Source organism: Arthrobacter sp. U41 (genome assembly GCF_001750145.1).
Classification (GTDB): Bacteria; Actinomycetota; Actinomycetes; order Actinomycetales; family Micrococcaceae; genus Arthrobacter.
The window spans coordinates 3,028,925-3,042,491 of the sequence record NZ_CP015732.1 but is presented as its reverse complement, the minus strand read 5'-3'; the positions used below and the strand labels follow the sequence as shown (position 1 = coordinate 3,042,491).

Sequence of the window (13,567 nt, the reverse complement as noted above, 5' to 3'; positions counted from 1 at the left end):
TCAGATCAGAGGCGAGAGTGTGGACACTGTCCACACGAAAAAACACCAAAAAAGCCCCTGAACTGCGGAAACACTGTGCCCGAGGTGGGACTCGAACCCACACACCTTTCGATACCGCATTTTGAGTGCGGCGCGTCTGCCATTCCGCCACTCGGGCGCGGAGTACACCGGTGTCATAATCGCCCAGCCACAGTGCTGTGAGCAACGCGATCGCTTCCAGTGCCCGAAATTACTCTACATGCAGATAGGCTGAATTCCAGAATCGCGCCAGTGACGCCGCATCGAACCCAACCCGGTCCCAGTACACCAGCGGTGACAACCTAAGATGGTCTAGTTCCCGCCGTACCTTTCCAAGGAGTTCCCGTGTCAGAACAGACGGAGTCAAACCCCACGTCCAAGCCGGCGCGCCGCGTGGTTGTCGCCGAGGACGAGACCCTCATCCGGCTCGACATCATCGAGATCCTGCGGGGCGAAGGCTACGACGTCGTCGGCGAAGCAGACAACGGCGAGAAAGCCGTGCAGCTCGCCGAGGAACTGAAGCCGGACCTCGTCCTGATGGACGTCAAGATGCCCATCATGGATGGCATCTCGGCCGCCGAAAAGATCGTCAAGGCGCGGATCGCCCCCGTGGTCCTGCTGACCGCGTTCAGCCAGAAGGAACTCGTCGAACGCGCCCGCGACGCCGGCGCCATGGCCTACGTGGTCAAGCCCTTCACCCCGGCGGACCTGATCCCCGCCCTGGAGATCGCGCTCTCCCGCCATGAGGAGATCAAGGCCCTCGAAAGCGAAGTGACCGACCTGCAGGAGCAGTTCGCCACCCGCAAGCTCGTGGAGCGCGCCAAGAGCCTCCTGACCACCAAAATGGGCCTGACCGAGCCGGAGGCGTTCCGGTGGATCCAGAAGACCTCAATGGACCGCCGCCTGAGCATGCGCGAGGTTGCCGAGACCATCATCAACCAGGTCAACTGACCCGGCCCGGGCAGACAAGAGCCCGGCAAAGAAGACAAAAAGGGGAGGGTCCCCGCCGCGCAAACCGCGTGGCGGGGACCCTCCTTCGTGCTGTCAATCTCCGGAACTAGGCTTTGCCGTTCCGCTTCTTCTTTTCCGGCCAGGGGCCGAGCTTGTCCTTGGTAACCTCGGCTTCGCCGTGGCTGCCGGCGTCGGCCAGGTCGCCAACCTTGTGGACCTTCAGCATGTTCGTGGAACCGGCCTTTCCGGGAGGCGAACCGGCGGCGATGACCACCATGTCGCCGTCCTCGACCAGGTCCATGTTCAGCAGGCTGCGGTCAACCTGTGCGGTCATCTCGTCCGTGTGGCCCACCATCGGGACCAGCACCGGCTGGATTCCCCAGGTCAGCGCCAGCTGGTTCCAGACGTGCTCCACCGGGGTGAAGGCGAAGACCGGCCGGATCGGACGCAGCCGCGACAGGCGCCGTGCCGAGTCGCCGGACTGCGTGAAGGCACAAATGTACTTGGCATCCAGCTGGTCGGCGATTTCGACGGCGGCCCGGGTGATGGCGCCACCGCGGGTCTTGGGCTTGGTGCCCAGCGGGGGGACGCGCTCCAGGCCGTGGACCTCGGTGGATTCGATGATCCGGGCCATGGTCTTGACGGTCTCGATCGGGAACTTGCCCACGCTGGTCTCGCCGGAGAGCATTACCGCATCGGCGCCGTCCAGCACGGCGTTGGCGCAGTCGGACGCCTCGGCTCGGGTCGGTCGCGGGTTGTCGATCATGGACTCCAGCACCTGGGTGGCCACAATGACGGGCTTGGCCCATCGGCGGGCCAGTTCAACGGCGCGCTTCTGCACGATCGGCACTTCCTCGAGCGGAAGTTCCACGCCGAGGTCGCCACGGGCCACCATGATGGCGTCGAACGCGTCGATGATCTCGGGGAGCTGCTCAACGGCCTGCGGCTTCTCGATCTTGGCGATCACCGGCACGCGGCGGCCTTCTTCGTCCATGATCTCGTGGACACGCTTGATGTCCGAGGCGTCGCGGACGAAGGACAGTGCCACCATGTCCACGCCGCGGCGCATGGCCCAGCGCAGATCGTCCTCGTCCTTTTCGCTCAGCGCCGGCACGTTGACGGCAACGCCGGGCAGGTTGATGCCCTTGTTGTTCGAAACGTACCCTCCGACGATCACCTGGGCGACGACCTTGACGTCGTCGACGTCGATCGCGCGGAGCGCGACCTTGCCGTCGTCGATCAGCAGGGCATCGCCGGCGTTGACGTCCTGGGTGAGGCTCTTGAGCGTCGTGGAGCAGATGTCCTTGGTGCCCGGGACGTCCTCGGTGGTGATGGTGAAGGTGTCGCCAACAGCCAGCAGGTGCGGTCCGTCCACGAACCGGCCCAGGCGGATCTTCGGGCCCTGCAGGTCGGCCATGATGGCGACGGCCTTGCCGAGCTGCCCGGCTGCCTTGCGGACGTTCTCGTAGGTGGAGTCGTGCACGGCGTAGTCGCCGTGGCTCATGTTCATGCGGGCCACGTCGACGCCGGCTTCCAGCACGGCGAGAGTGTTCTCAAAGCTCGCGATTGCCGGTCCGAACGTGGCCACTATTTTAGCGCGTCTCATATACCTACCCTAGTAGTCGATTGTATGGATGTAGTTGTATCAAGGTGAATGGCCGGGGGCCGTTGGAAACCAGCTGGACTACAGGACGGCCATGGCCCGGTCGGTTGGCGCCACCGGGGCCGGAAGGATGGTGCTGCCCATCAGGAACTTGTCCACCGCGGCGGCACAGGCGCGTCCCTCGGCGATCGCCCAGACGATGAGCGACTGGCCGCGGCCGGCGTCTCCGGCGACGAAGATGCCTTCCGTGTTGGTCATGTAGTACCCGTCGCGGGCCACGTTGCCGCGGCCGTCGAACTCGGCACTGACCTGCTCGGTGATCCCTGCCGGCTCCGGGCCGGTGAAGCCGAGCGAGAGGAAGACCAGGTCGGCCGGGATGATCCGCTCGGTGCCGGCCCTGGGGAGGCGCTTGCCGTCGACGAATTCGGTCTCGGCCACCTTCACGCCGGTCAGTTTGCCGTTCTCGCCGACGAACTCCACGGTGGAGGCGAGGTAGGTGCGTTCGCCGCCCTCCTCATGGGCGCTGGCCACCTCGAACAGGGTGGGGAACGTCGGCCACGGCTGGTGGCTGGCGCGCTCCGCCGGCGGCTGCTTGCCGATTGCCAGGGTGGTGACGGACGCGGCCTGGTGCCGGTGCGCGGTGCCGAGGCAGTCCGCGCCGGTGTCGCCGCCGCCGAGGATAACAACGTGCTTTCCGGCAGCGTTGATCTGGTTCTCCACCGTCTCCCCCGCCACCACACGGTTGGCCGGGACGAGGTAGTCCATCGCGAAGTGCACGCCCTCGAGCTCGCGGCCCGGGATCGGCAGGTCACGCGGGACGGTGGCGCCGGTGGCGACCACGACGGCGTCGTAACGTCGGCGCAGCTGCTCCCAGGTCACGTCGGTGCCGACGGCGACGCCGGTCCGGAAGCGGGTGCCTTCGGCTTTCATCTGCTCCAGCCGGCGGTCCACGTGCTCTTTTTCCATCTTGAAATCGGGAATCCCGTACCGCAGCAGGCCGCCGATCTTGTCATCGCGCTCATAGACGGCGACGGTGTGGCCCACCCGGGTCAGCTGCTGCGCGACGGCAAGCCCGGCCGGGCCGGAGCCGACGACGGCGACCGTCTTGCCGCTGAGGCGGGCCGGCGGCAGCGGGTTGACCCAGCCGTTCTCGAACGCCTGGTCCACGATGGAGACCTCGACCTGCTTGATGGTCACCGCGGGCTGGTTGATGCCCAGCACGCAGGAGGCCTCGCAGGGGGCCGGGCAGAGCCGCCCGGTGAACTCGGGGAAGTTGTTGGTGGCGTGCAGCCGCTCCATCGCTTCCTCGCCCTTGTCCCGCCAGATGAGGTCATTCCACTCCGGAATGAGGTTCCCCAGCGGGCAGCCCTGGTGGCAGAACGGCACGCCGCAGTCCATGCAGCGGCCGGCCTGGGCCTTCAGGACACCCTTTTCCTGGGCCTCGTAGACTTCCTTCCAGTCCATAATGCGGACCGGAACGGGACGGCGGGGCTGGGTTTCGCGCTGACGTACTTTCAGAAATCCGCGTGGATCAGCCACCGGTCACCTCCAGGATTCGAGACCAAACTTCTTCGCCGTCGGGGTCAAGGCCCTCTTCGATGGCGTCAAGGCGGGTTTGCAGCACGGCCGCGTAGTCGCGCGGCAGCACCTTGGTTATGCGGGCTGCGGTGTCATCGAAGTTCTCCAGCAGCCGGGCCGCCAGCAGCGACTCGGTCTCCTCGGAGTGCTTCAGCAGCAGTCCATGGACAATGTCGCGGTCCTCGGCGTCCAGTTCGCGCAGCTGCAGCTCGCCGGACTCCAGGGCCTGCTTGTTCACGCGTTCGGTCTGCAGGTCCAGCACATAAGCGGTACCGCCGGACATGCCGGCACCGAAGTTGCGGCCGGTGCGCCCGATGATCAGCGTCTGACCTCCGGTCATGTACTCGCAGCCGTGGTCGCCGATCCCCTCGACCACCGCGGTGGCGCCGGAGTTGCGGACCATAAAGCGTTCGCCGACCTGGCCGCGCAGGAACATCTCGCCGCTCGTGGCGCCATAGCCGATCACGTTTCCGGCGATCACGTTGCGCTCCGCCGGGAACACGTTGGTGCGGTCCGGCCGGACGATGATGCGCCCGCCGGAAAGCCCCTTGCCGACGTAGTCGTTTGAGTCACCGAACATCCGCAGCGTGATGCCGGCCGGCAGGAAAGCACCGAGCGACTGGCCGGCGGTGCCGGTCAGTGTGATGTCGATGGTGTCCGTGGCCAGCACGTCCGTGCTGAAGGTCTTGGTGACCACGTGGCCCAGCATCGTGCCGACGGAGCGGTCCGTGTTGATCACGTCGACGGCGATCTTGACCGGTGTGCGGTCGCTCAGGGCCTCCGCGGCCATCACGATCAGGCGCTGGTCGAAGTGCTTGTCCAGCTCGTGGTTCTGGCCGGTGAGGTTGCGCAGGGGTGCGTCGTCGTCGAACTCGAGTCCGTGCAGGATCGGGTCCAGGTCCAGCCCTTCGGCCTTCCAGTGGTTGATCGCCTCACGGGTGTCGAGCATTTCGGCGTGGCCGATCGCTTCCTCGATGCTCCGGAAGCCAAGCTCGGACAGGATCTCGCGGACTTCCTCGGCGAGGAATTCGAAGAAGTTGACCACGAATTCCGGCTTGCCGGTGAAGCGGGAGCGCAGCTCGGGGTTCTGCGTCGCGACCCCCACCGGGCAGGTGTCCAGGTGGCAGACGCGCATCATGATGCAGCCGGAGACCACCAGCGGCGCGGTGGCGAAACCGAATTCCTCGCCGCCGAGCAGCGCGGCGATCACCACGTCGCGGCCGGTCTTGAGCTGGCCGTCCACCTGCACCACCACGCGGTCGCGCAGGCCGTTGAGCATCAGCGTCTGCTGGGTCTCGGCGAGGCCGAGTTCCCACGGCACCCCGGCGTGCTTGAGCGAGTTCAGCGGCGAGGCGCCGGTTCCGCCGTCGTGCCCGGAAACCAGCACGACGTCGGCTTTGGCCTTGGTGACGCCGGCGGCCACCGTGCCGATCCCGACCTCGGAGACTAACTTGACGTGCACCCGGGCCGAGGGGTTGGCCCGCTTCGCGTCATAGATCAGCTGCGCGAGGTCCTCGATCGAGTAGATGTCGTGGTGCGGGGGCGGGGAGATAAGCCCGACGCCGGGCGTCGAGTGCCTTGTCCGGGCCACCCAGGGGTAGACCTTCTGCGCCATCAGCTGGCCGCCTTCGCCGGGCTTGGCACCCTGCGCCATCTTGATCTGGATGTCGTCGGCGTTGGTCAGGTAGAGACTGGTCACGCCGAAGCGGCCCGAGGCAATCTGCTTGACTGCCGAGCGGCGCGTCGGATCGAGCAGCCGGTCAACGTCCTCGCCACCCTCACCGGTGTTGGACTTGCCGCCCAGGCGGTTCATGGCGATCGCGAGGGTTTCGTGGGCCTCCTGGGAGATGGAACCGTAGCTCATCGCGCCGGTGGAGAACCGCTTGACGATGCTGGAGACGGACTCCACTTCCTCCAGCGGGACCGCGGGACGCAGCCCGGCCTTGAACTTCAGGAGCCCGCGCAGGGTCATCAGGTTCTCGGACTGGTCGTCGACCCCGCGGGTGTAGGACTTGAAGATGTCGTACCGGCGCTCACGCGTGGCGTGCTGCAGCCGGAACACGGTCTCCGGGTTGAACAGGTGCGGCTCGCCGTCGCGGCGCCACTGGTACTCGCCGCCGCCGAGCAGCGCCTGGTGGGGCTGCTCGATGCCGTTCTCGGGGTACGCCATCCGGTGGCGCGCCGCGACCTCGGCCGCGATGACGTCGAGTCCGACGCCGCCAAGCTGGGAGTGTGTGCCGGAGAAGTACTCGTCCACCAGGTCCTGGCCAAGGCCCAGGGCCTCGAAGGTCTGGGCTCCCGTGTAGGAGGCAACGGTGGAAATGCCCATCTTGGACATGATCTTCAGGACGCCCTTGCCGAGGCCCTTGATCAGGTTGTAGACGCCGTCCTGCGGGGTGACCCCGACGACGTCGCCGGTGGAGATCAGCTGTTCCACCGATTCCATCGCCAGGTACGGGTTGACGGCGGAGGCGCCGTAGCCGATCAGCACGGCCACGTGGTGCGTCTCGCGGACGTCGCCGGCCTCGACCACGAGGGCAGTCTTGGTGCGGTTGGCGCTGCGCAGCAGGTGGTGGTGCACGGCGCTGACCAGCAGCAGGGACGGGATCGGCGCCCACTGGGCGTTCGAGTCACGGTCCGAGAGCACAACGTACTGCACGCCGCGGTTGATGGCGCCGGAGACCTGCTCGCAGATTTCGGTCAGCCGGGCGCGCAGGGCATTTTCGCCGCCCTCGGGCCGGTAGAGTCCGCGGACCTTCATGGCGACCCTGTCGCCGTCGGCGTTCTCGATGTTGGCGATCTTGGCGAGCTGGTCGTTGTTGATCACGGGGAACGGCAGCGCAACCTGCGGCTGGCGGACCTGCTTGGTGTCCAGCAGGTTGCCGTTCGGGCCGATCGCACATGTCAGGGAGGTGACGAGCTCTTCGCGGATGGCGTCCAGCGGCGGGTTGGTGACCTGCGCGAAGGACTGCACGAAGTAGTCGAAGAGCAGCCGGGGCCGCTTGGACAGCACCGCCACGGGGGTGTCCGATCCCATGGCTCCGAGCGGCTCGGCGCCGGTGCGGGACATCGGGCCGAGCAGGATCTTCAGTTCCTCGGTGGTGTAGCCGAAGGTGCGCTGGCGGATATTGACCGAGGCCGCGGTGTGCACCACGTGCTCGCGCTCGGGCAGGTCCTTCAGGTCGATCAGGTTTTCCTTGACCCAGTCGGCCCAGGGGTTGGCTGCCGCCACCTCGGCCTTGACCTCGGCGTCGCTGATGATCCGGCCGGCTTCGGTGTCCACGAGGAACATTTTGCCGGGTGAGACGCGGCCCTTCTTGACCACCTTGGACGGTTCGACGTCGATCACGCCGACCTCGGAGGCGAAGATGATCAGGCCGTCCTCGGTGATCCAGAACCGGCCGGGGCGCAGCCCGTTGCGGTCCAGGGTTGCGCCGACGAGGTTGCCGTCGGTGAAGGAAACCGCGGCGGGGCCGTCCCAGGGCTCCATCAGCATGGAGTGGTACTCGTAGAAGGCGCGGCGGGCCGGATCCATCGTGGCGTGGTTTTCCCAGGCCTCGGGGATCATCATCATGATCGAGTGGGTGATCGGGCGGCCGGAGAGCCAGAGCAGTTCCGCGACCTCGTCGAAGGAGGCCGAGTCGGAGGCGCCCGGGGTGCAGATCGGGTACAGCTCCTCGGGGGAACCCCCCAGCAGCGGGTTGGCCAGCTGCGACTGGCGGGCACGCATCCAGTTGCGGTTTCCCTTGACCGTGTTGATTTCGCCGTTGTGGGCGATGGTCCGGAACGGCTGGGCCAGCGGCCAGGACGGGAAGGTGTTGGTGGAGAAGCGTGAGTGGACGATCGCGAGCTTGGTCTTGAAGCGCTTGTCCGAGAGGTCCGGGTAGAACGGCTCGAGCTGGGCCGTGGTCAGCATGCCCTTGTAGACGATGGTCCGGCAGGACAGCGACGGGAAGTACACGCCGAACTTGTTCTGCGCCCGCTTCCGGATGCGCCAGGCCCGGGAGTCCAGTTCGTTGCGCTCCAGCACTTCCCCGGTGCTGGAGGCAAAGAACGGCTGGGAGAAGTAGGGCATGCAGGCCCGGGCCATCGCACCGACGAGGTCGGCGACGATCGGAACTTCGCGCCAGCCGAGGACCGTCAGGCCCTCGTCGGCGGCGAGGCTTTCAATGCCGGCCTTGGCGGCGTCGGATTCGCGCTGCTCCGCCGGGAGGAACGCCGTTCCGACGACGAACTGGCCGGGGGCGGGAAGTTCGAAGTCCGTCACGGCGCGGAAGAATTCGTCCGGGACCTGCATGAGCAGTCCGGCGCCGTCGCCGGTGCCTTCGTCGGCGCCCACGGCACCGCGGTGCTCGAGGTTGCGCAGGGCTGTCAGGGCGGCGTCAACGATGTCATAGCCTGGCTCCCCCCGCAGCGTGGCGATGATGGCGAGGCCGCAGGCGTCCTTCTCCTGCTCCGGGTTGTAGAGCCCGGCCGCTTCGGGAAGCGCCGCGAAGCGCTTAAAAGGTGAGATGGCGGGCTGCTGAGGCTCGGACCAACTGGGGCTGTGCAGGGTTTGGGTCATGGGAGACGTCCTTCCTCCTGATCGTGCGTATGGGAGGGACAACATTGGCCCGCATCGGTGCGCCGGTGTGATGGGCACAACAAAGTGTTTTCTTATTGGAATTGTAGGTCAGCGCCGCGTCCTGCACTAACAGTTACGCAAACGCCGGCCCGGAATTGCGCGAACGGCAACACTCTGCTGTCCGCTGGATTCCTTGCTGCCACGACGCTGTGGAGACGGGCTCTGCGAGGGGTGACTCCGCGGCCCGGTTACCCTGGCTGAGCTATTTGGTGCCCTCAGCTTCCGGCGCGGTTCCGGTGGCCTGGTGGCCGGGTGCTCCGGCCGCCGGCGTTCCCTTGGCGGGCTGGGTGCCGCCAGTGGATTCCTTGGACGCTTCAGCTGGGGCGGAAACGTGGCCTGGACCGCTTTGGTTATCAGGGAGATTACCACGCGGATCACTATCTGAGACAGCAGAATCCGAATGGCGGACAGTTCCGGCGCCCGCGGCCGGAACCGTGGCCGGCTCCTTGAGTGCCGAATCAGCGTCGGCTTCCGCGGCGGCGGCCTCCGGGCCGGCGGCTTCCGGGGAGTCGCTGTCCGACGGCTCGCGGCCCGGCAGGTAGGCCGTGTCGGGCTCCGCGGGCTTCCGCAGGCCCAGCAGGATGAAGGCGACCAGCGCGGCGATGAGGACGAAGATGCTGGTCCAGACGTTCAGCCTGGTGGTGATCCCGAAGAGGCTGATCTGCTCGGCGTCGTCGATCCGCATCGCTTCGATCCAGACCCGGCCCAGGGTGTAGTAGACCGCGTAGAGGCAGAACAGGCGGGCGCGGCGGAAGTGGAACTTGCGGTCCAGCAGCAGCAAGATCCCGACGCCGGCCAGGCTCCAGAGGGATTCATAAAGGAACGTCGGGTGGAAGAGTGTCTCCGCGGCCATGCCGGGCGGGAAGTTCGGGTTGTCGGCGTCGATCTGCAGGCCCCACGGAAGGGTGGTGGGGCCGCCAAAGAGCTCCTGGTTGAAGTAGTTGCCCCAGCGGCCGATCGCCTGGGCCAGCAGCAGCCCGGGCGCGGCAGCGTCGAGGAAGGCGCTCAGCTTGACCCCCGCCTTGCGGCAGCCGATCCAGGCACCCACGGCACCCAGCAGCACGGCGCCCCAGATCCCCAGCCCGCCGCGCTGGAGCTGCGGGATCAGGGAGAGGTCACCGGTGCCGTCGAAGCCGGGGCCGAAGTACGCGTCCGGTGAGGACACCACGTGGTACAGCCGGCCGCCGATGATGCCGAAGGGGATGGCCCAGATGGCAATGTCCCAGACGCTGCCCTCCGGTGCGCCGCGCTTGGACCAGCGCACCGAGGTAAGCCACAGGCCGACGATGATGCCCAGCAGGATGCACAGCGCGTAGGCATGGATGCGCAGTGACCCCCACGGCAGCGGGATGTCGAAGCCGGACCAGTCCGGGCTCGGAATGCTCGCGGGAATCATCGCCGCCGCGTGGAGGACTGACTGCATGTGCTTAGGCTTCTTCCCTGGTAAGGCCGGTGCTGAGGTCTTTGGTCAAGGACGCTACCGCATCCACGCCGCCGTCGCCGATGGCCACGACGAGCGCGGTGCCAACGATTACACCGTCCGCGTAGGCGGCGATCTCGTGGACCTGGTCCGCATTGGACACGCCCAGCCCGACGCAGACGCGTTCGGCGCCGGCAGCGTGGGCGGCGGCAACCACGTCCCGGGCCGCGGAACTGACCGAGGTGCGGGCGCCGGTGACGCCCATGATCGAGACCGCGTAGACAAAGCCGCGGCTAGCCTCGACGGTGCGCTTCATGCGCTCCGGCGAGGATGAGGGCGCGACCAGGAACACCCGGTCCAGGCCGTACTTGTCCGAGGCTGCCATCCATTCGGAGGCTTCGTCGGGGATCAGGTCCGGGGTGATGAGCCCGGCTCCCCCGGCTTCGGCCAGCTGGCGGGAAAATTCGTCCACGCCCATCCGGACCACGGGGTTCCAGTAGGTCATGACCAGCACGGCGGCGTCGGTCTTGCTGGTGATGCCGCGGACGACGTCGAAGACCTGCTGGACGTGGAAGCCCTTGGCCAGGGCCTCGGTGGTGGCGGCCTGGATAACAGGGCCGTCCATGACCGGGTCGGAGTACGGGATGCCGATTTCGATCAGGTCCGCGCCGTTTTCCGCGAGGGCGATGCCTGCCGCGATGGTGTCCGCGACGCTGGGGTAGCCGGCGGGCAGGTATCCGATGAGGGCGGCGCGGCCCTGGGCCTTGGCCCGGTCAATGGCCGCAGCCGATTTGCTGGCGGTCCGGGCGGTACCCGGGTCCTGGACGTGGCTCACAGCTGCTCCCCCTCTTTGGCAATCTCATGCTCGGGTGAATCCTTGTCCAGCAGGTCGAACCATTCAGCGGCGGTGGCCACGTCCTTGTCGCCGCGGCCGGAGAGGTTCACGATGACGATCTTCTCTGATGCGTCGCCTTCGGCGGCCAGTCGCTGGCCGATCTTCATGGCTCCGGCCAGCGCGTGCGCGGACTCGATGGCCGGGATGATGCCCTCGGTGCGGCAGAGCAGCCGGAACGCGTCCATGGCCTCGCTGTCCGTGATGGGCTCGTAGCTGACGCGTCCGATGTCCGCGAGGTAGGAGTGCTCCGGGCCGACGCCGGGGTAGTCCAGGCCGGCCGAAATGGAGTGCGACTCGATGGTCTGGCCGTCGTCGTCCTGCATCAGGTAGGAGCGGGCGCCGTGCAGCACACCGGGCTTGCCGAGCGTGATGGTCGCGGCGTGGCGTCCGGTTTCCACACCCTCGCCGCCGGCCTCGAAGCCGTAGATCTTGACTGAGGGATCATCCAGGAAGCCGTGGAAGATGCCGATGGCGTTGGAGCCGCCGCCGATGCAGGCACAGACGGCGTCGGGCAGGCGGCCGGTCTGCTCCAGGATCTGGGCGCGGGCTTCCTCGCCGATGACCTCGTGGAAGTAGCGGACCATGGCCGGGAACGGGTGCGCCCCGGCGGCGGTGCCGAGCAGGTAGTGCGTGCTGTCCACGTTGGCGACCCAGTCGCGGAGCGCCTCGTTGATGGCGTCCTTGAGGGTCTGGGAACCGTTGGTGACCGGGATGACGGTGGCTCCGAGGAGTTCCATCCGGGCCACGTTGAGGGACTGCCGGCGGCAGTCCTCGGCGCCCATGTACACCACACATTCCAGGCCCATCAGGGCCGCGGCGGTGGCGCTGGCGACACCGTGCTGCCCGGCCCCGGTCTCGGCGATGACCCGGGTCTTGCCCATCCGCTTGGCAAGGAGCGCCTGGCCCAGCACATTGTTGATCTTGTGCGAACCGGTGTGGTTGAGGTCCTCGCGCTTGAGGAAGATCCGCACTCCCCCGGCGTGCTCGGCGAAGCGCTTGGCTTCGGTCAGCAGCGAGGGCCGGCCGGAGTAGTTTTTGTTCAGCTCCGCGATCTGCGCGGTGAACTCCGGATCGGCCTTGGCCTTTTCGAAGGTGTCCTCGAGTTCATCCAGGGCTGCGATGAGGGACTCCGGCATCCATCGGCCGCCGTAGGAGCCGAAGTAGGGTCCGGGGGCGTGCCGCAGGGATTCTCCACCCTGCAGGAACGCGTCCACGGTACTTTCGTCTGAGCCGGCTGCTGGCGCATCGACCATCAGTCTCACCATCCTGTTCCACTGCTAGTTAGATCTGGGTGCCGCACGGAGGCGCTGCCGGCGTCCGGCCAGGCGTTGCCCGGCCGGAGCACAAGTCAGGAACGTGCGGCGATTTCTTCTGCTCCGGCTGCCATGAATTCCGCGATCCGCTCCCGCGGCGTCGCGTCACTGACCAGGGCTTCGCCGACGAGGACCGCGTTGGCCCCGTGGGCGGCGTAGTGCCGGACGTCGTCGACGCCGCGCACGCCCGATTCCGCGATGACGAGCGCGCCGGCGGGGATGCCCCCGGCGAGTTCGGCGAAGACGGAACGGTCGACGTCGAGCGTCTTGAGGTTGCGCACGTTGACGCCGATGATCCGGGCTTCCGCGGCGACGGCCCGCTCGATTTCCCCGGCCGTGTGCGTCTCGACGAGCACGTTCATGCCGAGTTCGCGGCTGAGGGCGCTGAACTCGCGCAGCTGCGCGTCCGACAGGGACGCCACGATCAGCAGGATCAGGTCGGCCCCGTGTGCCCGGGCCTCCCAGATCTGGTACTCGTCGATCATGAAGTCCTTGCGCAGCAGCGGAATGTCCACTGCCGCCCGGACGGCGTCGAAATCGGCGAGCGAACCGTTGAAGCGGCGCTGTTCGGTCAGCACGCTGATCGCGGCCGCGCCGCCGTCGGCATACTGCACGGCGAGCGAGGCGGGGTCCGCGATGCTGGCGAGATCGCCCTTGGAGGGGCTGCGGCGCTTGATTTCGGCGATGACCTTCAGCTGCCCGCGCATTGCCGAGGCGCCGCCCAGGGCGGCCCAGGCATCGCGTGCCGGTGCGGCCGCGGCGGCGCGGTCCTTCAGCTCGGCGAGCGTGGTGAGGCGCTGACGGGCCTCCATATCCTCCCTGACACCGGCATTGATGTCATCGAGAACGCTCACCCTTAGTGGCCGGAATTCTTCAGCTTGCTGCCGCCCACGCCGTATCCGGCCTTGCGCATGATGAAGCCGATGACCAGGCCAATCAGCATCACAACGCCGCCCGCGATGAAGATCGGGGTGTTGGCGATGACAAAGGCGATGGACATGATGAGGGCGCCGACGAGCATGACGAAAACCGTGGTCCAGGCTGCCGGGCTGTTGCCGTGGCCGGTCGGTTCACGGTGATCGATGTCGTCGTAGGAGTAGCCGGTTCCGGCAGCGGGCTTGGGGGCGGAAACAGGGGCTTTGCTCATTGAAATCTCCTCAGGGTG

The 13,567-nt window shown here is 67.0% G+C and carries 9 protein-coding genes and 1 tRNA gene; 1 reads left to right on the top strand and 9 read right to left on the bottom strand.

Going from position 1 to position 13,567, the window contains the following annotated elements:
- Positions 1–76 precede the first annotated feature (76 nt).
- Positions 77–157: transfer RNA gene (locus ASPU41_RS13810), tRNA-Leu, on the bottom strand.
- A gap of 206 nt (positions 158–363) precedes the next feature.
- On the opposite strand from ASPU41_RS13810, the gene ASPU41_RS13805 reads away from it, so the two are divergent.
- Positions 364–969 (top strand): ANTAR domain-containing response regulator, encoded by a 606-nt coding sequence (locus tag ASPU41_RS13805; protein WP_069951408.1) that lies wholly within the window; start codon positions 364–366, stop codon positions 967–969.
- Positions 970–1,075: 106 nt separating this feature from the next.
- On the opposite strand, the gene pyk is transcribed toward ASPU41_RS13805, so the two are convergent.
- From pyk to ASPU41_RS13765, 8 genes are all read right to left on the bottom strand, one after another.
- Complete coding sequence (gene pyk, locus ASPU41_RS13800) at positions 1,076–2,575, bottom strand: pyruvate kinase (RefSeq protein ID WP_069951407.1); 1,500 nt, start codon at positions 2,573–2,575, stop codon at positions 1,076–1,078.
- A gap of 78 nt (positions 2,576–2,653) precedes the next feature.
- The gene (locus ASPU41_RS13795; RefSeq protein WP_069951406.1) at positions 2,654–4,111 is read right to left on the bottom strand and encodes a glutamate synthase subunit beta; all 1,458 of its coding nucleotides are present in this window, start codon (positions 4,109–4,111) and stop codon (positions 2,654–2,656) included.
- Positions 4,104–8,714: a glutamate synthase large subunit gene (gene gltB / locus ASPU41_RS13790; protein ID WP_069951405.1), complete on the bottom strand. Its 4,611-nt coding sequence runs from the start codon at positions 8,712–8,714 to the stop codon at positions 4,104–4,106. The genes ASPU41_RS13795 and gltB overlap by 8 nt, the downstream gene beginning before the upstream one ends.
- Before the next feature lie 262 nt (positions 8,715–8,976).
- Positions 8,977–10,197: a prolipoprotein diacylglyceryl transferase gene (lgt, locus tag ASPU41_RS13785; RefSeq protein ID WP_069951404.1), complete on the bottom strand. Its 1,221-nt coding sequence runs from the start codon at positions 10,195–10,197 to the stop codon at positions 8,977–8,979.
- A 4-nt stretch (positions 10,198–10,201) separates the two neighbouring features.
- Positions 10,202–11,029, bottom strand: coding sequence for a tryptophan synthase subunit alpha (gene trpA, locus ASPU41_RS13780; protein WP_069951403.1), 828 nt, complete (start codon positions 11,027–11,029; stop codon positions 10,202–10,204).
- Positions 11,026–12,342 (bottom strand): tryptophan synthase subunit beta, encoded by a 1,317-nt coding sequence (gene trpB, locus ASPU41_RS13775; RefSeq protein WP_069951402.1) that lies wholly within the window; start codon positions 12,340–12,342, stop codon positions 11,026–11,028. The genes trpA and trpB overlap by 4 nt, the downstream gene beginning before the upstream one ends.
- A 95-nt stretch (positions 12,343–12,437) precedes the next feature.
- Positions 12,438–13,256 (bottom strand): indole-3-glycerol phosphate synthase TrpC, encoded by an 819-nt coding sequence (trpC, locus tag ASPU41_RS13770; protein WP_083266509.1) that lies wholly within the window; start codon positions 13,254–13,256, stop codon positions 12,438–12,440.
- Positions 13,257–13,258: 2 nt separating this feature from the next.
- Positions 13,259–13,549, bottom strand: a complete 291-nt coding sequence (locus ASPU41_RS13765; protein WP_069951401.1) for an HGxxPAAW family protein — start codon at positions 13,547–13,549, stop codon at positions 13,259–13,261.
- Positions 13,550–13,567: the final 18 nt, after the last annotated feature.